The organism is Aromatoleum evansii, assembly GCF_045689615.1.
Taxonomy (GTDB): Bacteria; Pseudomonadota; Gammaproteobacteria; order Burkholderiales; family Rhodocyclaceae; genus Aromatoleum; species Aromatoleum evansii.
In genome coordinates this window covers 1388998-1408908 of record NZ_CP141259.1, presented here as the reverse complement: position 1 = coordinate 1408908, position 19911 = coordinate 1388998, and the positions used below count along the sequence as shown (strand labels likewise).

At 67.2% G+C, this 19911-nt stretch carries 15 protein-coding genes; 1 reads left to right on the top strand and 14 read right to left on the bottom strand.

What is annotated here, in order from left to right; translation table 11 throughout:
* Window positions 1-572 precede the first annotated feature (572 nt).
* The 14 genes from U5817_RS06430 to U5817_RS06365 form a co-directional block, all read right to left on the bottom strand.
* A complete protein-coding gene (locus tag U5817_RS06430) occupies window positions 573-1619 on the bottom strand; it encodes a U32 family peptidase (RefSeq protein WP_407280080.1) in 1047 nt (348 codons plus the stop codon).
* A gap of 2 nt (window positions 1620-1621) precedes the next feature.
* Window positions 1622-2524 (bottom strand): hypothetical protein, encoded by a 903-nt coding sequence (locus U5817_RS06425; protein WP_407280079.1) that lies wholly within the window; start codon window positions 2522-2524, stop codon window positions 1622-1624.
* The gene (locus tag U5817_RS06420) at window positions 2521-3216 is read right to left on the bottom strand and encodes a S8 family serine peptidase (RefSeq protein WP_407280078.1); all 696 of its coding nucleotides are present in this window, start codon (window positions 3214-3216) and stop codon (window positions 2521-2523) included. The genes U5817_RS06425 and U5817_RS06420 overlap by 4 nt, the downstream gene beginning before the upstream one ends.
* Entirely contained in the window at window positions 3213-4931 is a 1719-nt protein-coding gene (locus tag U5817_RS06415) for an ABC transporter ATP-binding protein (RefSeq protein ID WP_407280077.1), read from the bottom strand. Before U5817_RS06415 ends, U5817_RS06420 begins: the two co-directional genes overlap by 4 nt.
* Before the next feature lie 284 nt (window positions 4932-5215).
* Complete coding sequence (peaD, locus tag U5817_RS06410; protein ID WP_407280076.1) at window positions 5216-6304, bottom strand: quinohemoprotein amine dehydrogenase subunit beta; 1089 nt, start codon at window positions 6302-6304, stop codon at window positions 5216-5218.
* A 3-nt stretch (window positions 6305-6307) separates the two neighbouring features.
* Window positions 6308-6628 carry a quinohemoprotein amine dehydrogenase subunit gamma gene (gene qhpC, locus U5817_RS06405; protein ID WP_050416581.1) on the bottom strand — a complete coding sequence of 107 codons (321 nt, stop codon included), beginning with the start codon at window positions 6626-6628 and terminating at the stop codon, window positions 6308-6310.
* Window positions 6625-8052 carry a quinohemoprotein amine dehydrogenase maturation protein gene (peaB, locus tag U5817_RS06400; RefSeq protein WP_407280075.1) on the bottom strand — a complete coding sequence of 476 codons (1428 nt, stop codon included), beginning with the start codon at window positions 8050-8052 and terminating at the stop codon, window positions 6625-6627. The genes qhpC and peaB overlap by 4 nt, the downstream gene beginning before the upstream one ends.
* Window positions 8053-8236: 184 nt before the next feature.
* Window positions 8237-9844 carry a quinohemoprotein amine dehydrogenase subunit alpha gene (gene peaA / locus U5817_RS06395; RefSeq protein ID WP_407280074.1) on the bottom strand — a complete coding sequence of 536 codons (1608 nt, stop codon included), beginning with the start codon at window positions 9842-9844 and terminating at the stop codon, window positions 8237-8239.
* A gap of 64 nt (window positions 9845-9908) precedes the next feature.
* Window positions 9909-11411 carry an aldehyde dehydrogenase family protein gene (locus U5817_RS06390; protein WP_407280073.1) on the bottom strand — a complete coding sequence of 501 codons (1503 nt, stop codon included), beginning with the start codon at window positions 11409-11411 and terminating at the stop codon, window positions 9909-9911.
* Window positions 11412-11459: 48 nt separating this feature from the next.
* Window positions 11460-11939, bottom strand: a complete 480-nt coding sequence (locus tag U5817_RS06385) for a TerB family tellurite resistance protein (RefSeq protein ID WP_169131651.1) — start codon at window positions 11937-11939, stop codon at window positions 11460-11462.
* Between the two features lie 26 nt (window positions 11940-11965).
* A complete protein-coding gene (locus tag U5817_RS06380) occupies window positions 11966-12934 on the bottom strand; it encodes a YCF48-related protein (protein WP_169131653.1) in 969 nt (322 codons plus the stop codon).
* A gap of 12 nt (window positions 12935-12946) precedes the next feature.
* On the bottom strand, window positions 12947-15310 hold the full coding sequence (locus U5817_RS06375; protein ID WP_407280072.1) for an efflux RND transporter permease subunit: 2364 nt from the start codon (window positions 15308-15310) through the stop codon (window positions 12947-12949).
* Between the two features lie 61 nt (window positions 15311-15371).
* On the bottom strand, window positions 15372-17174 hold the full coding sequence (locus U5817_RS06370) for a DUF1302 domain-containing protein (RefSeq protein WP_407280071.1): 1803 nt from the start codon (window positions 17172-17174) through the stop codon (window positions 15372-15374).
* Between the two features lie 27 nt (window positions 17175-17201).
* Complete coding sequence (locus U5817_RS06365) at window positions 17202-18578, bottom strand: DUF1329 domain-containing protein (protein ID WP_407280070.1); 1377 nt, start codon at window positions 18576-18578, stop codon at window positions 17202-17204.
* A gap of 298 nt (window positions 18579-18876) precedes the next feature.
* Here U5817_RS06365 and U5817_RS06360 point away from each other — a divergent pair, with 298 nt between their 5' ends.
* The gene (locus tag U5817_RS06360) at window positions 18877-19899 is read left to right on the top strand and encodes a helix-turn-helix domain-containing protein (protein ID WP_407280069.1); all 1023 of its coding nucleotides are present in this window, start codon (window positions 18877-18879) and stop codon (window positions 19897-19899) included.
* Window positions 19900-19911: the final 12 nt, after the last annotated feature.

The following is a 19911-nucleotide window of genomic DNA, read 5'->3' as shown; positions in this document are numbered from 1 at the left end:
GCCGACGGTGCCGGAACACGAGCACCGACCGCCCCCCCCTGGAACATCGCACACCAAACTCGGCGGCTCCCGAGTGCATCGATTGCGCGTATTGCCCGTGCATTGCAGCCCCGGGTCTGCACATTCGGATGCCTGATCGAGCGATAAAAAAATTTGTCGTACAAATTTATTGCAACGCACAAGCGCTGCCATTAAGATTTGAACCGTCTCCTCCACCCTCCTCCTTTGGTGTGGATTTAGCCCGGTCCCTCACAGGTCCGGGCTTTTTTCTTTTGTGCCGGTTCGATGTACTCGTTAGGGTCGCGCGATCCCCGGCTTGCTCGTGCGCGCGGCGCGCAACGGTCTCGGCAACCGGAGGCACATGCAATGGTGTCGGCGCACCAAGAATCTGCATTGCCGGTCATTTGCCGTGTAAATCACCGCATGAGAACTTCTCACAGCGACATTGTTGAATTACTCAACCATTTCGTTTAGTATTTCAACTGTCTCCTCCACTTCCTCCTTTGGTGTGGATTACAGCCCGAGCCCCTCCAGAGCTCGGGCTTTTTTTTGCGAATCCTGCCTGCCTCGCCTCAGACGGCCGTCAGCAGCTGCCCTTCGGTATCGCCAAGCTCCTGCCGGCTCCGCACCTCGGGGTAGTAGCACATGTAGCCGCTCGCGCAATGGCTCGGCGCGTCGCGCAAGCCGACCGCGAACTTGCGCACCGCGTCGGCCGGCTCGCCCGCCTCGATGCGCTCCAGTACGCGAGCGACCAGTTCGACGCTCTTGATCTTGCGTTCGCTCGCGCCCTCGCGGCCGGCGATCTTCACCGAATGCACGCCCGCCGCGTGCATCGCCGGCATCGCGCAGACGCCGCAGGGGCCCCAAGGGTAGCCGTTCGGTGCGGATGTGAAGCCGTTGCCGAAGCGGTACCAAAGCCAGCGTTTGTAATCGAGATCGTTCTGTTCCAACCGGCGCAGCGCGCGCTCCTGCGGTTGGCCGCCGCCGGTCGCCTGATACTCGAACTGGTAGTTGTCGATGCAGATCGGGCCGCCCTTGTTCATCGGCAGATGGACGGTGTGGCAGGCGCCCTCCTCGAACACGCAGCCGTCGTTGAGGACGAAGGCTTCGATGTCGAGTTCGGGCAGCTCCGTCGTGATCGCGGCGATTTCGGCGACCGTCACGTCCCTCGGCAGGATGATGCGATTCGCGCCGAGCGCGGCGAAGAAGCGCGCGGATTCGACGTTGCGGCAGGTCGCCACCGAGCTCACATGGATGTCGAGGTCGGGCACGTTCGCCGCGAGCGAGGCGATCAGCGAGATGTCGGCGACGATCGCGGCCTTGCCGCCGATGCTGCGGAAGCGCGTGCCGATCTCGGTCAGTGCGTCGAGGTGCTGTTCGCCGTACTGCTGCGCGTTGAGGACGAGGAAGACTTCGGCGTCGAGCGCGGTGGCCTTGTCGACGACGCGTTCGAGATCGGCGTAGCCGTTGAGGTTGCCGAACACGCGACGATTGACGCCGGAGGTGTTGAAGCGCTGGATCCAGTCCGGCGGGACGACGCCGCAGTAGAGTTCGCGGGCGCCGGCGAGCACGAGCGGTTCGACTTCGGCGGGGGTGCTGATGGGGGCGGTGATCTTCATGTTCAGGCTCCCGAGAGGACGATGCGGCTGACCCAGCCGTTGTTGACCGCTTCGGCAACCGCCGCGGCCATGCCTTGGGCGTGGCGGTAATACATGGTGTTGCCGCGCTGCGAGGTGGGGAGTTCGTGCGTGCCGGGGCGTGCGCCGACTTCGTTGAAACCGAGGCATTCGCGGCGGCACTTGTGCCCGGGCGAGAACTTCTCGGGCGTGTCGAGCGACAGCGAGCCGAGCTTGCAGATGCGGCCCTTCGCGATGTAGCCGTAGGGCGCGCGCACGCCGACGGGGAAGTCGATGCCGGCGTACATGTCGGCGGCGCCGAAGGGCGGGAAGTCGAGTTCCAGGCGGCCGATGCCAAGCCCGTCAAGGATGTCGCGGAAGGGGCCGGCGCGCAGGCCGTTGGGGTACATGCGCGCCCAGGTCGCGGAGGGCAGGCGCGGGTCCTTCAGCATCTTGCCGAGGAGCCGCCCGGCGACCGGCTTCAGCTCGGGGAACTCGCGTTGCACGAGGCGCGCGACGCCCCAGTCGTTGACGGTGACTTCGGATCCGGCGGGCAGGCGCGCAAGCGCGGCACGCAGCGGATCGAAGAGGCCGTCGCAGGCGATGGGCGTGACGAGGCCGAAGGTGAGGCCCCAGCGTTCGCACAGCGCGACGGCGCGGTCGATGGCTTCTACGCTGGGCAGCAGGTGCTCGCAGAACTCGCTGCCGAGGAAGAAATGCGTGGGTTCGGCGTCGTCGGGCAGCGTGACGCAATCGCGGGCCTCGCCCAGCTGGGCGAGGTAGTCGTCGCGCGTGAGCCGCTCGTGACGCGCAAATCCGGCCAGTTCGCGTTCGTCGACGAGGGCGAAGCCCAGTTCGATGGGTCGGGTGGCGCTGTCGGGGGTGGGGGTGTGCTGCATGCTTGTCATGAATCGATCTCCGCGATTCTCTTGTGTTCCCGCCCATGCCAGGCGGCGCGGGCGGCGAGGTGTTCCACGAGCCCGGGGGGACTCATGGAGGGATGGTCGGCGAGGACGCCGGCGACGATGCCGCTGAAACGGGCCGTCGCCATGCTCGCGCCGCCGGGCGTCCGCCCCGTGCCGGCCGGGGAGCAGCCCCAACCGGCCCCGCCGGAAGTCTCACCCTGGAGCGACGACCACTGCCCCGCCGCGCAGCGCGCATCGCCGCTGATGGCGAGCACGCCGGGATAGGCTGCGGGAAAGACCGGCGTTCCGCGGGCGGGGGCCGCAGCGACGACTACGATGCCGCGGGCGAGGGCCTGCGCGCAGGCGTCGCGCAGCACGCCGCGGTCTTCGAGCAGGCCGAGGCTCAGGTTGATGACGCGGGCGCCCTCCTCCACGCACCACGCGATCGCGGCCGCGACCATGGCGGGCGTCGGCGCATGGCGGTGCGAGGCGATGCGTGCGTCGATGAGGCGGGTTGCCGGCGCGGCGTCGAGCACCAGGGCGGCGACGGTTTCGCCGTGTGGCAGCGGGCGGCCGACCGCAGGGGCGCGCTGCACGTCGCCATCCGCCGAGGGGACGAAGCTCGCAGCGCGATGCAACGAGCGCGTCGGAATGCCGGTGAAGCCGCCGTCGATGATGCCGACCATCACGCTCATACGACCCTCAACAGCGGTGCCGCGGACCGGACCGGATCGGGTTCGACGAGGCGTCCGTCGCGCAGCTCGACAATGCGGTCGACGGCGCCGACGGACGCGAGGTTGTGCGTGATGAGGATGCGCGTGCGGCCGGCGAAGACGCGGTCGACGGCGCCGATGATGGCCTGCGCGACGGGAAGATCCAGCCCGGAGGTGGTCTCGTCGAGGATCAGTACCGCCGGGTCCTGCAGGATCGCGCGCGCCAGCGCGAGGCGCAGGCGCTCGCCTCGCGACAGGGTCGCGGCCATCGCGCCGACCGGCCTGTCCAGCCCGCCCGCATGCGCGAGCTTGCCGAGGCCGGCGAGGTCCAGCGCGCGCATCAATGCCGTTTCGTCGGCATCGGGCGCGACGAAGCGCAGGTTGTCGCGGATGCTGCCGGGCATGAGCACTGGCTCCTGGTCGACGACGACGAGCTGGCGACGCAGTTCGGCGAGATCCACCAGGTCGAGGCGCACGCCGTCGAGCAGCAGGCGCCCGGCCTGCGGGTCGTAATGGCGCTGCAGGAGGTCGATGAGCGTGGATTTTCCGGCGCCCGATGCGCCGACGAGTGCGAGCTTGGTGCCGGACGGGATGTCGAGCGTCGCGCCTTCCAGCACCGCCTCCGTACCGTAGCCGAAGCGCACCGCATCGAGGCGCAGTTCGCCACGAACAGGATGCGCGAGCGGCACGGGCTGGGCGGGCGATTGCACCGTCGGCCGCTCGGCCGCGAGCTCTCGGATGCGCTCGAGGCTCACCTTCGCGCGCTGCCAGCCCATGAACACGCCGGCGAGGGTCTGCAGCGGCCCCGCGGCGCGCGTCGTATAGGCGATGAAGGCGACGACGACGCCGACCGACAAGTCACCTGCCGCCGCGAGTGCCCCCCCGACCGCGAACACCAGCAGCACGCCGAGGCCGGACAGCACGCGCTGCAGCCCGCCTGCGCCGAGGGATGCGAGCTGCGAGCGGCGCAGGGCGGCGAAGTAGTCGCCGTGGTGGGCGCGCAAGCCGGCTTCCTGGCGCCGGGCAGCATTGGACGCCTGGATGAATTTCATCGCGCGCAGCGATTCGACGAAGAAGCTCGACATCGCGGCGCTTTCCTTGCGCATTGCATGCGTGCTCCGTTCGAGCCAGGGACGCGAGAGGATCAGCGCGGCGACCTGCAGCGGGACCAGCGCGAAGACGAGCGCGGTGAGCAGCGGGCTCAGCGACAGCATCAACACCAGCGCGACCGCCAGCGAGAAGACGCCGTTGAGCACCGCCATCGGCGCGTCGAGCGCGAAGCGCTGCACTTCGGCGACGTCGCCGTCGAGCCGCGACAGGATCTCGCCACCGCGGGTGCGCGCGTAATACGTGGGCGCGAGCGTCTGCAGGTGGCGCCACACCTGTTCGCGCAGGCCGAAGAGGAGATGCGCGGAGAGCTTCAGGTAGCTCAGGCGCGACAGCGTCTCGATGAGCACGCCGCCGACCATCAGCACGAGGAAGACAGCGCACAGCTGCAGCACGAGCTCGACCTTCCCGCCGACGATGCCATCGTCGACGAGGCGTTGCGTGAGGTAGGGCGGAAGCAGCGCCGCGGCCGAGCCGAGACAGGACAGGATGACGACGGCGGCGAGGGTCGCGCCGCGCTCGCGCACGAGCGGGAGCGCCCACGCGAGGGCTTGCAGCGGCAGGGAGCGGGTGCGGTCCGGCGTGATCATCGGGAGAGCATCCGAACCCGCAGGTCGGATGAGCGTAAGGTCGCATTTGCGGAATAAGCCGCCGGATGTGCGGCCGAAAGCGGATGCCCGGACGCCGCGTGGCGGGATGCGCTTCGCTCCTCCCGCCCTACGTCCGTCGCCCTACGTCCGCCATCGGCACGGCGCAGCCCCCGACGGGAGGCACTTCGTGCCGAGGCGTCCGCCACGCGTCCAACGAGGCGCGGAGTGCCTCCCCTCGGGGGCGGGTTCGGGGCAAGAAAACGCATATCGATCACGCAACGACGTCAGCGCTTCACCACCCGCATCCAGCCGATAGACTGGTCGGCGCCGCCGGGCATCTGGATCTCGCCCTTCTTCTCGAACGAATCGGCGTCGTAGATCGCGATCTTGTCCAGCGCACCGCCGACGTAGATCTCCTTGCCGTCGCCCGAGATGTTGATCGCATAGAAGGTCTGTTCGAGGTCCTTGCGCTTGAGGAGCTGGCCGGAGTCGACGTCGACCTTGGTGAGCTGGTTCATCACGAGGAAGGCCTCGTTGCGCGCAGCCGGGTTGATCACCGACGAGAACATCGCCGTCGTCGCGTTCTCGAACTCCTTGACCTTCAAGGTTTCGCTGTCGAGGTCGAACACCGCGATGCCCGCCTTGAAGGCTTCGGGCGAGTCGGGCGCAGCGGCGGTGTTGGCGACGAAATACGGCGTCGACAAGGCGCGCGCCTGCTCGAAGGTGCCCCACATCGCGAGCACATCCGGTTCGCCGATGCCGGGACGGTTCCAGTGGCGGATCGGGAAGGTCTTCTCCAGCTTGCCGGTCTTCGTGTTGAAGAGGTACATGTCCCAGCCCAGCGCGATGATGTGGTCCGGGTTGCCGGTGGCGGCCATCAGGCTGATGCGGCGCGGCGCGGGGAAGGTGCGGCGCGGTTTGGCCGTCATGCCGTCGGCGGTGTCGAACACGGCGATGTAGGTATCCTCGACCTTGTACTCGGAGCGGCCGAGCTGCACCGGCGCCTGATGCACGTATAGCTCCTTGCCGTCCTCGCTCACCGCGACGGCAAAGAACCCCTTCACGCGGCGCTGCGGCGTCGAGAAATCGGCGCGGAACACAGTCTTGCCGCTGTCGAGGTCGACGCCGACGACGCTTTCCATGCGGTTCGTCAGCACATAGGCGGTCTTGCCGTCCTTGGGCACGGCTATCGCGCCGGGGATGCCGTCGCCGGGCAGATTGATCGAGCGGACGATCGCCCGCTTGGCCGGATCGACGATGTGCAGGTTGTTCGGTCGCGTAACGGTCAGCAGGTACTCCGCGGCGAGCGCCGGCAGCGACGCGGCGGCGCAGCATAGCGCAACGACCGCCTTCTTGATGGGCAGCATCCTCATCGCTCAGTCTCCCGGGAACAAGGTCTGCAGTTCACGCCAGTCGCGCAGCGCCGAGTTCTTGCCGTCGGTCCAGTCGCGTGCCGTATTGAGGCTGTCGGCGAGCTGCGCGGGCCACCAGCAGGGGTCGGTGCAGCCGTAGAGGTCGGCCTCCATCGGCTGGCACAGGCTCGCCAGCCCGCCGAAGGCATCGACTTCCCAGCCGGGGTCGAAGGTCGTCGTGCAGCCGACGACGCTGCTCATCAGCTGCACTTCCTCGCGGTGGCCGTCGCTGGCGGCCTGTTCGATCAGGTGCGCCTTGTGGTTCAGGGCTCGCAGTCGTTTCATTGCAGGGCACTCCTTTGTTCGATGGCGGCGTTGAAGAACGCCGGATTGGCGAGCGCGATCTCGCCGAAAGCCTCCAGCCCGAAGGCCGTCCATTCGCGAATCTGGTCGCAGTATTCGAAGGTCGGCTGGAAGGGGTCGCCGCTCTGCGAATACGATTCGTGGTAGCAGCCGCCGGCGCACAAGCTGCGCGCCGGGCAGACCTGGCAGGCGCCGTGCGGGGCCTGGGCGCGGGTCATGAAAGCGGACAGCGACTCGCGCGCGATGCCGTTGTCGACGTCACCGAAGGTCTCCAGCTCGGACCCGGTGAAGCGGTGGCACAGCGAAATCTTGCCGCTGGTGCCGACCGCCAGCAGGCCGACGCCTGCGCCACAAGGCAAGACCTTCCTCGTGCCCATCCACAGGTCGGTCATCAGCTGCTGCATGTTGCCGAACCCGTGGCGGCGGCCGCGCTTGGCCTCGCTGATGTACTCGCGGCCCAAGGCCTTGAAGGCTTCGAAGACGATGTCGAGCTCTTCGCGGCTGAGCCCGACCGGGGAGTCGGGGCCAGCGGTCGCCGGTGCGAAGCCAACTTCGAAGAAGCCCAGTTCGTCGTGCAGGTGCTTGTAGATGCCGGCGACGTCGAGGTTGCCGCTTGCGAGCGTGACGCGCGCGCCGACCGGCTTCGACTTGTACTTATCCAGCAGCCGCTTCACGCGCATCGCGACCGTCTTGTAAGTGCCGCCGCCAGCGATCGTGCGACGATGGCGGTCGTGCTGCGCCTGGTCGCCGTCGATACTGACGGTGATGCCGAAGCGATGCACGTCGAGGAAATCGATGATGTCGTCGGTGAGCAGCGTCGCGTTGGTCGTGAGCGAGAATTCGACTTCCTTGCCGGCCGCCGCGGCCTTCTCCTCGGCGTACTCGACGAGGTCGCGGATCACCGCGATGCGCGTGAGCGGTTCGCCACCGAAGAAGACGATGCCGATGCGCTCGTGCCCGCTCGCCTCCTCCATGAGGAGGTCGATCGAGCGAGCGCCGGTCTGGAAGTCCATCACCGAGGAGTTCTTCGGCGAGGTGAGATCCTCGCGGTAGCAGTAGCTGCAGCCGAGGTTGCAGCCGGTGGTCAGCGTCAGCACCAGCGTCTTCAGCGGCGAGCGCTCGACGACGCGCGCCGGGATCTCGTAGTGCTTGGCCTGCGGTGCGACGATGCCGAGATCGATGAAATCGCTCAGGCTGTCACACAACTCGGCCGGCGTGTAGCGGCCGTCGAAGCGGCTCTGGATGTCGTCCGCGCTGACCGCCGGGTTGGCCTCGAACAGGCCGAGCAGGTCGGACGCGGCCGGGTCCAGCTCGAAGATCGAGGTCGTCGGCACGTGCAGCAGCACCTGCCGGTCGCCCTTGCGGATCGCGCGGTAGTTGTGGGGTTGGATCTGGAGTGTGCTCATTGTCTCTCTCCTGGTGCTAGCACTGTGCGGCACGGTGTATGGCGCTCGGGTTGGCACCGCGCAGCTCCCTCCCCTTCAAGGGGAGGGTTGGGGTGGGGATGGGTGGACTCCGGGGCGCCCGTGAAACCCATCCCCATCCTGTCCTTCCCCTTGAAGGGAAAGGGACCTGCTAATCAGCTCCTCTCTAGCGCAGCGGCGGCGTATTCCAGCGCTGCACGGTCACCATCAGCTGGCCCTTCGCGTCGAGCGTGCGCTCGCCGTCCTGCACGGTCGCGAGAACCGCGAGGTTGCCGACGTTGTTGAGGCCGCGGCGGTTGGGGTTGGGGCCGGCGAAGGACGGCAGGAACTGGCCGTGCGGCTCCATGTGGCCGGCGAACTTGAGGTCCTCGTCGTGCTTGGCACGCTCGTCGAAGGGCTCGGTGCTCCACTTCGCCGGCACGCTGCCGAGGCGCACGTCGTCGTCGGTGCCCGGCTTGCCGTCCGCGCCGTTGAGGAAGGCGACGGCGTCGAACTGCGCTGTCATCGGCGGATTCGTGCCGCCACCGACGCGCGCGATGCCGAAGGCCGGCTCGACGCGGACCGAGTCGATCTGGCGATACACGGCGATGGTCTTGTCCGACCCGCGCCCGCCCACCGCCAGCTTGCGCACACCCGGCGCCGCATCCGCCGCCACCTTGACGCGCACCTTCAGCTGCTCCGCGGACTTGCCAAGCCACTCCACCACCTCCACGCCCGCGCCGAGGTCGAGCTTGGCATCGAGACCCGCGCCCGCCACCGTGACGGTCGCGGTCTCACCGGCGCGCAGCATCTGCGGAGTCACCGTCGCGACCGCGTTCTTCGCGGCCTTGTCGGCGCGCACCGCCTCGAAGGTCGCCCCGATCTCGTCGGCATTGCGCAGGAACCAGCGCCCGCTCATGCGCGCGCCGTCCTCGCTCAGCGCGAAGATCGACTGCGTCTGCTCGTTACCGAGGTGTGCCGATCCGCGCCATTCGTAGCCCGTGTAGACGAGCGACTCGCCCTGGCCGCGCACCGTGTTGCCCGGCCCGAAGTGCAATTCGTAGCCCACGTCGTAGCGGTCCTTGCCCTTCGCCGTCACGGTCATCGTGCCGGTATAGGCGCCCCAGCCGGGCCGCTCGCCAGCGACGATCCAGCGCCCGTCCGCCGGGCGGTGCTTCGCGCGGCTCCAGTCGCGCCAGGCGTCGGTGTTCTTCGGGTACATCTCCGCGAGCCGTCCCGGCATCTTGTCGCGCGCGATCTCCCACCAGTTGCGGTCACGCCCGAGCGCCGAATATTCCGCGCTGGGGAACTGGCCGAGGTGGGTATGCATCAGCTTGCGCCACTCGTCCTCGTCGCGCCGCTGCAGCGCGACCCGGCCGTAGCTGTGGCAGCGGCCGCACATCTGCGCCATCTCGTCGTCGGGCGGCGTGTCCTGCATGTTCGGGCGTCGCTCGGTCAGGAAGCGGAAGGGGGCCGCCTCGGACGGCGCCAATCCCTGGCGGTCGGCGAGGTACTTCACCACCGCGCGCCGCTCGTCGGCCGTCAGCTCGACCTTGTGCCAGATGCCCATGCGCACGAGGGTCATGTCCCAGCCTTCGGGGGATTTCCGCATCTCGGGGATGCGCGTGAGCTTGCCGTCCTCCAGGTGACAGCTCGCACACTTCTTGTCGATCACCTCGCGGCCGGGATCCTGCGCCGCCGCGGCCGGCAGCGTGCCCGCCATTCCCAGCGCCAGCGCCACGGCGCCGGCAATGCGCAGTCGTCTGCGCGTGTGTTGTGTGGTCTGCGCCTTCACTTCTGTCTCCACTCTCCGGTGAGGAAAAGCGCCGCTACGGCTACCCCGAAGCGGCGCGCCGCACTCACAAAGCCATGATCACGGACTTCGATTCGGTGTACAGATCGAGCACCGCCCGCCCCATCTCGCGCCCGATGCCGGACTGCTTGAAGCCGCCGAAGGGCATCGCGTTGTCGAGGATGTTGTGGCAGTTCACCCACACGGTGCCGGCCTGGATCTTGGGGATAAGGCGATGCACGCGCGACAGGTCGTTCGACCAGATGCTCGCCGCGAGCCCGTAGGGCGTGTCGTTCGCGCGCCGGGCGACCTCGTCGAGGTCCTCGTAGGGCATCGCGACGACGACCGGCCCGAAGATCTCCTCGCGCACCACCTTCATGTCGTCGGTGGTATCGACCAGCACCGTCGGCTTGACGAAGTAGCCCGCGCCCGCGCCCGCCGCGCCGCCGGTCGCCGCGCGCGCGCCTTCGGCAAAGCCGCTCTCGATGTAGCCCAGCACGCGCTTTTGCTGCGTGGCCGACACCAGCGGACCGATCTGCGTCGTCGGGTCGATGCCGGCGCCGAGCTTCATGCCCGCGGCGATGCCCGACAGGCCTTCGACCACCTCGTCAAAGCGGCTCTTATGCACGAACAGACGCGAACCGGCCGTGCACACCTGCCCCTGGTTGAAGAAGATCGCCTGCGCCGCGCCGGCCGCGGCCGCGCTCACGTCCGCGTCGTCGAGCACGATCACCGGGCTCTTGCCGCCCAGTTCCAGCGACACGCGCGTCATGTTGTCGAGCGCCGCCTTGCCGACCAGCTTGCCGATCTCGGTCGAACCGGTGAAGGCGACCTTCTCGATACCTTGGTGCGACGCGAGCGCCGCGCCCGCGGTGTGGCCGAGGCCGGTCACGACGTTCAGCACGCCCGCCGGATAGCCCGCCTCCAGCGCCAGCTCCGCAAAGCGCAGCGCGGAGAGCGGCGTCTCCTCGGCGGGCTTCAGCACCATCGTGCAGCCGGTGGCGAGCGCCGGCGCCACCTTCCACGCCGCCATCAGCAGCGGGAAGTTCCACGGGATGACTGCGCCGACCACGCCCACCGGCTCGCGGCGCGTGAAGCCGAAAAATTCGCGCTCGCGGATGATGGGCACCGACACGTCCATGGTCGAGCCCTCGATCTTGGTCGCCCAGCCCGCCATGTAGCGCAGGAAATCGACCACCAGCGCCACATCGACGTGGCGCGCCATCGTCACCGGCTTGCCGTTGTCGAGCGACTCGATCTCGGCGAGTTCTTGCCCGTTTGCCTCGACGAGGTCGGCGAACTTCAGCAGCAGCCGCTCGCGATCGACCGGGCGCATCTTCGGCCAGTCGCCCGATTCGAAGGCCCGGCGCGCCGCCGCGACAGCACGGTCGATGTCGGCCGCGCCGCCCGCCGGCACGCTGGCGAATTTCTCGCCATTGGCCGGATCGACCACCGCCAGCGTCTCGCCGCTCGCCGCCTCCACCCACTCGGCGCCGATCAGCATGCGCCGCGGCCGCTCCAGAAAGCGCCGCGTGCCTTCGCTCAGCAGTTGTCCGTGGTAACGCTCCATGTACTTGTCTCCTCTGTCTTATTGGTTGGTTTGTTTATCCATTTGGAATCACGCGTCCGGTCCGCCGTCGATCAGCCCCGCGCGCGCCACCGCCGTCGCACGTGCCGCATCCACGCCTTCCGCATCGATGTCCAGCTGCTGCCCCAGTCGCGACACCAGGCGCTCCTCCAGCCGCTCGAGGTCGCCGTCCGCGTAAGCGACCTCCCACAGCATCGTCAGCACCTCGCGCCGTTCGGCGGCGTTGAAGCCGGTGCGCACCGCTTCGGCGAATTCCCAGTCGTCGAGCACCTCGGCAAAGCGCTCGTCCGCCACTTCGACGAGCTTGCGGGCCTCCTCCTCGGGCAGCGCGAAGTGCTCGCACAGCAGGCGTCGGATAGCCGCCTGCTCGCGCTCGCTCGCGCGGTGGTCGATGTGCATGGCTTCGAGCAGCAGCGCGGCCACCGCGATATGGCGGCGCTCGAACGGGCCCGTATCCAGCCCTTCCGCCTGCAGTTCGCCGGACAGCAGGGCCATCAGTTTGGTCAGCATGCGTCGGTCTCCGGTGTTGTCGTTTCTTATTTGGACGAGCCGAGGCGTTCCACGCCCAGCTGACCGGCCACGACCAGCGCTCCGGTGGGGCCGGCCGCGACTGCGGCGAGGTTCTGCCTGTCCGGGCGGACCTCCAGCTGCAGCGGCGCATTGCCGTCCCCGCGAAGGACCGCGCCGCCAGCGCCCACGACGATGAGCCCGCCGTTCGGCAGCGCGATGCCCGACGTCAGCGACTGCTCGGTCCCGGTTTCGAGCGCGCGCCAGCTCGTGCCCCCGTCGCGGCTGGCGATCACGCGCCCGCTCATGCCGAGCAGCACGACCTCGCCATCCGCGCGCTCCAGCCCGCTCCACAGCGAACCGGTGACGCCCGTCGCGAGCTTCGCCCAGCTCGCGCCGCGGTCCGTCGAGCGGAAGGCGAGGCCGGTTTCTGCGGCAATGAAGAGCTTCCCGTCGCGCGTGCCGAACACATGGTTCAGGTGCAGGTCCGCGTCGTGCCCGCTGCCTACGGCCATCGACTTCCACTCGCGTCCGCCATCGGTCGTCCCGAAGGCCGTCCCGTAGGCACCCACTGCGTAGCCGCGCTTCGCATCGGCGAAGTACACCGACAGCAGCACCGGCTTCTCGTCCAGCGTCGCCTGCACCTGCCAGTTCGCGCCGCCGTCCGTCGTGGCGAGAATCAGCCCGCCATGCCCGACCGCCCAGCCGCGCATCTCATCGACGAAATTCACCGCCGTCAGAAGCGCGCTCACCGGCACCTCGGCCTGCTGCCAGGTCTTGCCCTCGTCGGTCGAACGCACGATCGTGCCGTAGTCGCCCACGGCAACGAGCGCGTTGCCCGCCCGCACCAATCCGGTCACAGGCACCTTCGCGGCCAGACGCGCCTTCATCGCCGGTGCGGGCACTTTGGCCGCGTCGGCCGGGGCGGCCGCGAACACTGCGGCACTTGCCGCCAGGCACAGGCCGACCAGGGTCCGCCTGATCTGCATCGATTTCATCGCGGACTCTCCTCAGTGGGCCATCAGCGGCGCGCGGACCGGACCGCGGCGCGGGATCAGCACGTCGATCGTCACCGCCAGCGCGGGCAGCAGCGTGATCGCCATGATCATGTTCACCATGAACATGAAGGTCAGCAGCATCCCCATGTCGGCCTGGAACTTCAGCGCCGAGAACGACCAGGTCGCCACGCCGATCGACAGCGTCACCGCGGTGAACACCGTCGCCACACCGATCTCGCGCAGCGCCTGCTTGAACGCGGTGACGATGTCCTCGCCGTGCGCCAGATGCATCTGCAACCGGTTGTAGATATAGAACGCGTAATCGACGCCGATCCCCACCGCCAGCACCATCACCGGCAGCGTCGCCACCGTCAGGCCGATGTCCAGTTCCTTCATGAACCAGTAGCCGAGGAAGGTCGCCAGCGTCAGCGGCAGGCAGCACGCGATCATCGCGCGCCAGTCGCGATACACCGCGAACACCAGCACCAGGATCGTCGCATACACATACAGCATCATCGGCAGCTCGGAATGCTCGACCACCTCGTTGGTCGCCGCCTGCACGCCGGCATTGCCGCTGGCGAGCCGCACGGTCACGCCCGGGAAGGGCTGCATCTCGCGGAAGTGCTTCACCGCGGCAACCACCTCCTTGATCGTCGAGGCCTTGTGGTCGGCGAGGTACAGGTTCACCGGCAGCAGCGTGCAGTCCGCGTTGAAGAGCCGCATGCCTTCCGGCACCTGGCGCACCGCCTCGCCCAGGGTCAGTTCCTCCTGCGGCAGCGCGGCCCACTTCGGATTGCCTTCATTCACGCCCGATGCGGCGAGCTTCGTGAGGCTGGGCAGCGACTGCGCCGAGAGCACGCCCGGCACGTTCGCGAGGTACCAGGTCAGCCGGTCGACATGGCTCATGACGTCGTGGCGATAGCAGCCGTCGGCCGGCGACTCGACCACCACGGTCAGCAGATCCAGCCCCAGCGCGTAGCGCGCGACCACGGCTTCGACGTCCTGGTTGTAGCGCGAGTCGTCGTGCAGCTCCGGCGCGCCGGGCAGCACGTGGCCGACATGCCGCCCCTGGCTCTGCCACACGGCGATCGCCAGTAAAGCGAGGCACACCAGCGTGCCGATCGCCGCATTCCTCGGATTCGCGATATGCACGCCCAGCGACGCCATCGTGCGATTGCGCAGCCCCTCCATCTTCGTCGCTCGCAGCACGAAGCGCTCGTCGAAGCGGAAGTAGCTCGCCAGCACCGGCAGCATGATCAGATTCGTCACGATCTTGTACGCAACGCCCACCGACGCGGTGATCGCCAGCTCGCGGATCATCGGGATCGGCACCAGCACCAGCGTCGCGAAACCGACGAAGGCCGTGATCAGCGCCAGCGTCCCCGGCACCAGCAGGCCGGTGAAGCTGCGGCTCGCCGCGGTATAGCCGTCCGCACCGTTGATGACTTCCTTCGCGATGTAATTGACCTGCTGGATGCCATGCGACACCCCGATCGCGAACACCAGGAAGGGCACCAGGATCGCCAGCGGGTCGAGGCCGAAGCCCAGCAGCGTGATCGTGCCGAACTGCCACACCACCGACACCAGCGAGCACGCCAGCGGCAGGAAGGTCAGCAGCCACGAGCGCGTATACCAATAGACGGCCGCGGCGGTCAGCAGGAAGGCCAGCGCGAAGAACTCGATCACGCTCGTCGCCCCCTCCGAGATATCGCCCATCTGCTTCGCGAAGCCGATGATGCGGATCTTCACGTCGGCATCGCTGAAGGTGTTGCGCACCTCGGATTCCAGCCTCTGGCTGAACTCCGCGTAATCGAGCCGCTCGCCGGTCTGCGGATCGGGGTCCGCCAGCTCCGCGACCACCATCGCCGACGACGAGTCGTTCGCGACCAGCGAGCCGATGAAGCCGCCGACGATCGTACGCTCGCGGATCGCGGTGATGTTGTCGGGCGTGAGCGCCTTCACGGTCACGTCGCCGCCAATCACATCCTCGGCCTTCATGCCCTCCTCGGTGATCTGCACCGCACGGGTGTTCGGCGTCCACAAGGACGTGACCGTGCGCCGGTCTACGCCCTTCATGAAGAAGAGCGCCTGCGTCACGTCATAAAGTTTGGTCAGCGCCTTCTCGTTCCAGATGTCGCCCTTGGCGGCCTCGACGGTCACGATGATGCGGTTCGCGCCGAACAGCACCTCGCGATACTGGTTGAAGGTCTGGATGTATTCGTGGTCTTGCGGCAGCTGCTTGTCGAAGCCGGCGCTCATGTGCAGTCGCGACGCGAACAGCGCCATGACCACCGTGAAGCCGAGCAGCGCCAGCAGGATCAGCAGGCGGTGCCTGAAGCACACGCGCTGCATCGCCAGCACGAGTTTCTCGATCATGTCGGGGTATCCATTGGGCCGGCGCCGCGGGAGACTGCCTCCCCCGGCGCCGGCAAGTACATCAGAACGAGTACGAAACGCTCGCCGACAGGAAGTCGCGGTCGCGCATCAGGTTGTTGGCGCCGCCGCCGTAGAAGGTCACCCACTGGATCGCGCCCTTCCACGCGTCGCGGTAGTTCGCGAACAGGGACAGCGTCAGCGCCTTGCGACCCTCAACGAAGGGCAGCCCGTTCGGCGTCGTGCCATGGACGTCGTGATACCAGTCGATCTGAGGCGTCAGCGTCACACCCGTGCCCCACACGTTCGGGTAGTTCAGCGCCCCTTCCACCACGTAACCCCACGAGGTCTTGTCCGGCAGCGCATAGTTCGGCAGGAAGTACGGCGTCACGCCGCTGGTATCCAGCCCCGGGTAATGCGCCACCGCAGCTTCCGCGAGGATGAAACCGTCCGTCGCCCCCAGCGCCTTCGCGACCCCGCCCAGCGGGTCGTTGTGCGAGAAGGTGTAGAAGCCCGTCAGGTGGAACTGGTACTTCTCCTCCTCGACGAATCCCGGGTTGCTGCCGTGCTCGTAGATGCTGTACTTGCTCGACGGCCCACCGAAGATGTTGCCGAAAGGCACGGTGGGGTCGATGCCGACGCTGTCGTTCGGGCGGTACGACAGCTCCGCGCCGACCGCGACGTTCGCGATCTTCGTGTTCGCCGAGATCGCGTACAGGTCCTTGTCCTCGCCGTAGGCAATGAAATAACCCGTCACCGCGCCAGCGGCGTTTCCCGTGAAGCCGAGGAAAGGCAGCTTGTCGTGATAGCGCTGATAGGTGAAGGCGAACTCGGTGTCGATCTCCTCCGCGTTGTAGCGGAAGTTCACCCCGTACTGGCCGGTGTTCTTGGGCGCATCCGTGCGCAGGTAAGGCACCGCGATGCCGGCGGCGATCGCGTCCGCATCGGAGATGCCCGGATTGTCGCCGCAACGCCCGTTCGGCAATCCCGCACAGGCTCCCGGCCCGGCGAAGTCCTCGATGATGCTGGTCGGCACGTACGCCACCCGCCGCCCCTTGCCCAGCACGTCCGCGGCCGAGAAGAAGGTCCCCACCGGGTCGAACTTGAAGCCGTTCCAGCCGAACTGGTAGTAGGCCTCCGCGCCGAGGTTCTCGGTCAGGCCCAGCGAAGCCGACAGCATCGGCGCCGGGATGAAGATCTCCTTCAGCTGCGTGCCCGGCACGTGGAACTTCTGCAGGTCGATCGCGTTGATCTGGTTCACGCCGCCGATGATGAAAATGTCCTCGCCCCAGGAGATCACCTGATTGCCGAGCTTCACCTTGCCGCGCCGCTCGCCGACGTTGAATTCCTTGGCGATCCACAGATCCAGCAGTGTCGTCTCACCCGAGGCCTCGCTCGCGACATCCGTACGGCGCGTATCGTCCGACTTCGTATCGACGAACCAGTTGAAGCGCGCCAGCGCGCTCCAGCCACCCGGATACTTCAGCGACAGGTCGTGCGTGCCCTTCAGTACCGCCGAAACGATGTCACCCTTCTTGTAGTTCAGGTTGCCGTCATCGAAGTTCGTGTAGTTGAAGTCCGCGTTCGCATAGCCCAGGCCGTTGCCCAGGTTGTACACCTGCGACAGCTCGTTGTTCGTGCCGTTGTTGCAACCGCCGCTGTCGTTGCCGACCGTCTTGCAGCCAGCCGACTGCAACCGGCTCATCACGCCGTACGACACTGTGCTGTCGAAGCTGCCCGACAGCCCCTCTTCCGAACCGAAACGGAACGCATGGCTCGCTGGCGACCAGCACGCCGCCGCAACCGCAACTGCCAGGATCGAAGGCGCGAGCGTGCCCCGACGATCCGAAATCGTCCTTTTCTTCATGGAGATTCTCCCTGGGTGGAGTGCGGATCAGCGCTCGCCGCGGCGGCGCATCTCGTCCTGCGTGAAGTTGGCCGCCGTGACCCGGCCGTCCTTGGCGGCGGTCAGGTCCAGCACCTCGCCTTCGGCCGTCCAGTTGTCGACCACGTAGCGGCGCGCGACCAGGTCGTACATCTGCGTTTCGTACGTGATGCACGCCCCGACGTCCGGTGCCGCCCACACGCTGCCTTCCTGCACGCGCCACAGGTTGCCCTTGGCGTCGTACATATCCACCTGCAGCAGCGCCCACGAATCCTCGTCGAAGTGGAACACCCGCTTGGCGAAGGAATGGCGCTTGTCCGCCTTCACCGTCGCCTCGACGACCCACACGCGATGCGGCTCGTAGCGCATCAGGTCGCGATTGACGTACTCGGGGCCGAGCATGTCCTTGAATTTCTGCTTCTTGTCGATCAGCTTGTAGGAGTTGTACGGCACGTACATCTCCTTCTTGCCCACCAGCTTGTAGTCGTAGCGGTCCAGCGCCCCGGTGAACATGTTGATCTGGTCGACGAAGTACAGGTTGTCGAAGCCCGCGATCGGGTTGTCATAGGCGAAGGTCGGCGAGCGGCGCACGCGGCGCTGGCCCGGGAAGTAGATCCACGCATCCTGCGGCTTGTCGATGTAAGCGTGGATCAGGTAGCCCTCGCCCGCACGCGACGGCGGCGTCAGCACGTCGTACAGCAGCTTCGACTCCACCCCGCCCACGTCAGCCGGCCCGGAGACCTTCGGATCGTTGAACGGATACATCTCGTACGCCCACTGCTTGTTCTCGACGTAGCTGCCATCCTTCTCGGGCATCAGCGCCGAGATCTGCGCGCGGCGCCCCAGGCCCGTATAGCGCAGCTTGTAGTTCCACATCGCCTCCGCGCCCGTCTTCGGGATCGGGAAGGGCACTCCCGCGCCGAACACCTGCTCGAGTTGCCAGCCGTCGGCACCCAGCTTCGCGGCGGTCGCGTTCTTCTTCGTTTGCGCGGCGACGAAATCCGGCACCGGACAGCTGCGCCGGCTCGGATACACGTCCATGCGGTAACCCTTGTACGCCTTGATCAGCGCAATCTGGCCCGCCGAGAGCTTGTCCGCGTACTTGTCGACGTTGGCCGCGTCGATCGAGAACAGCGGCTTGTCGTCCTTGAAGGGATCGAGGTGTCCCGGCTTCCAGCCGGCGGGCGCCTGGGTCATCCCGCCCGTCCATGCCGGAATGGCGCCATCCTTGCTCGCAGCCGCCTCGCCCCCCACCGGCGTCAGGCTCTTGCCCAGCGCGGCCGCTTCCGCCTCGGTCGCTGCCGCACGCGCGCCACCGCTGCCCAGCACCGCCGCGAGCATGATGCAGATAAGCGCGCGGCGAGGCGAGCTCGTCGTCTTGGTCATGTTGTCGTCTCCTCACTTGATGTGATGTGCCGTTCGGTTCGGCTTTTTTTCCGGCTGCCGCCAGCCGCGTCCTCACGCGGCGGCACAACCGATGGAGGCGATTGTAGGAAGCGGGCTCCGGAGGCGTTATCCGAAATCGGCAATCCGCCGCGAGGTGCCCGGAGCAGCTTCAGGCAGGACAAACGACGCGTTCATTAGAAAGATTTCACTGTTCGGCGTGCGACTTTTGTATTAGTTTTGAAAAACAATCAAAGCGATAACTACAAACGGCCCATTCCGGTCAGGAGACAATCGGAAAATGGATGCTCACACCCTCGCCGGACGCGACGGCATCACGCGCACCGCCGGCGACGACGCGTATTCCGTCGTCCATCTCGACACACGCGACGCAGACGACCACGCAGCCTGCCTGCAACACTGGCGACAGCGCTACGACCAGCTTTCCGCCGGCACCTTCACGGGACGCTTCGACGAATTCTGGTTCGACAACGTGCAGGTCTTCCGCGAACGGACCAATCAGGTCGTGCATGAAATCGGCATGTCGTGGGAAGGCTCCCGCACGATCGGCGTGCCGGTCGAGATCGACGGCACCGGCTGGTACTGCGGCGAAACGTGCGAACTCGATTCCATCATCACGCTAAAGGGCGGGGACGATCTCGACTACCGCACGCCACGCCTGCACGACATCGTCGCCGTGACGACCGACATCGAAGCCTTCACCGATTACGCCTTCCGCGTCGAACACCGGGATGTGGAAGCCGAAATCGGCAAGCGGCGCATCATCCCGGCAACGGCCGACCAGGCCGCCACCTTGCGCAGCTTCCTGCTCACCGTGCTCGCCAGCCTCGAGGCCACCCCAGACCTGCTGCGCCACCCGCAGATGCGCAAGGGGTTGGAACAGGCGATCTACGCCAGCATCGTCGCCGCCATCACGCCGCGCGACGACACTCCCCGCCCGGCCACGCCCTGCCGCACACGCCAGCTCATCGTGGAGCGCGCGCGCGAGTACATGCGCGCGCACATCGACGCACCGATCACCGTCGCCGACCTATGCACCGAGCTGCGCGTCTCCCGCCGCACGCTGCAGTACAGCTTCCAGGACATCCTCAACCTGAACCCCGTCAGCTTCCTGCGCGCCTTGCGCCTCAACGGCGTGCGCCGCGAACTCAAGAGTGCAGACCCCGCCAGCCACCAGATCGCCGACATCGCCGCGCGCTGGGGGTTCTGGCACCTGTCCCACTTCGCGTCGGACTACCGCGCGATGTTCGGCGAACTGCCTTCCGAAACGCTGCGCCAGACGGCTCCCGCGGCCCTGGCCTAGGCGGGCCCCACG

Excerpts from the sequence above, each read along its gene's own strand:
- U5817_RS06430 (WP_407280080.1), bottom strand. The coding sequence starts at position 1,619 with ATGAAGATCACCGCCCCCATCAGCACCCCCGCCGAAGTCGAACCGCTC.
- U5817_RS06425 (WP_407280079.1), bottom strand. The coding sequence starts at position 2,524 with ATGACAAGCATGCAGCACACCCCCACCCCCGACAGCGCCACCCGACCC.
- U5817_RS06420 (WP_407280078.1), bottom strand. The coding sequence starts at position 3,216 with ATGAGCGTGATGGTCGGCATCATCGACGGCGGCTTCACCGGCATTCCG.
- U5817_RS06415 (WP_407280077.1), bottom strand. The coding sequence starts at position 4,931 with ATGATCACGCCGGACCGCACCCGCTCCCTGCCGCTGCAAGCCCTCGCG.
- peaD (WP_407280076.1), bottom strand. The coding sequence starts at position 6,304 with ATGAGGATGCTGCCCATCAAGAAGGCGGTCGTTGCGCTATGCTGCGCC.
- qhpC (WP_050416581.1), bottom strand. The coding sequence starts at position 6,628 with ATGAAACGACTGCGAGCCCTGAACCACAAGGCGCACCTGATCGAACAG.
- peaB (WP_407280075.1), bottom strand. The coding sequence starts at position 8,052 with ATGAGCACACTCCAGATCCAACCCCACAACTACCGCGCGATCCGCAAG.
- U5817_RS06390 (WP_407280073.1), bottom strand. The coding sequence starts at position 11,411 with ATGGAGCGTTACCACGGACAACTGCTGAGCGAAGGCACGCGGCGCTTT.
- U5817_RS06385 (WP_169131651.1), bottom strand. The coding sequence starts at position 11,939 with ATGCTGACCAAACTGATGGCCCTGCTGTCCGGCGAACTGCAGGCGGAA.
- U5817_RS06380 (WP_169131653.1), bottom strand. The coding sequence starts at position 12,934 with ATGAAATCGATGCAGATCAGGCGGACCCTGGTCGGCCTGTGCCTGGCG.
- U5817_RS06375 (WP_407280072.1), bottom strand. The coding sequence starts at position 15,310 with ATGATCGAGAAACTCGTGCTGGCGATGCAGCGCGTGTGCTTCAGGCAC.
- U5817_RS06370 (WP_407280071.1), bottom strand. The coding sequence starts at position 17,174 with ATGAAGAAAAGGACGATTTCGGATCGTCGGGGCACGCTCGCGCCTTCG.
- U5817_RS06365 (WP_407280070.1), bottom strand. The coding sequence starts at position 18,578 with ATGACCAAGACGACGAGCTCGCCTCGCCGCGCGCTTATCTGCATCATG.
- U5817_RS06360 (WP_407280069.1), top strand. The coding sequence starts at position 18,877 with ATGGATGCTCACACCCTCGCCGGACGCGACGGCATCACGCGCACCGCC.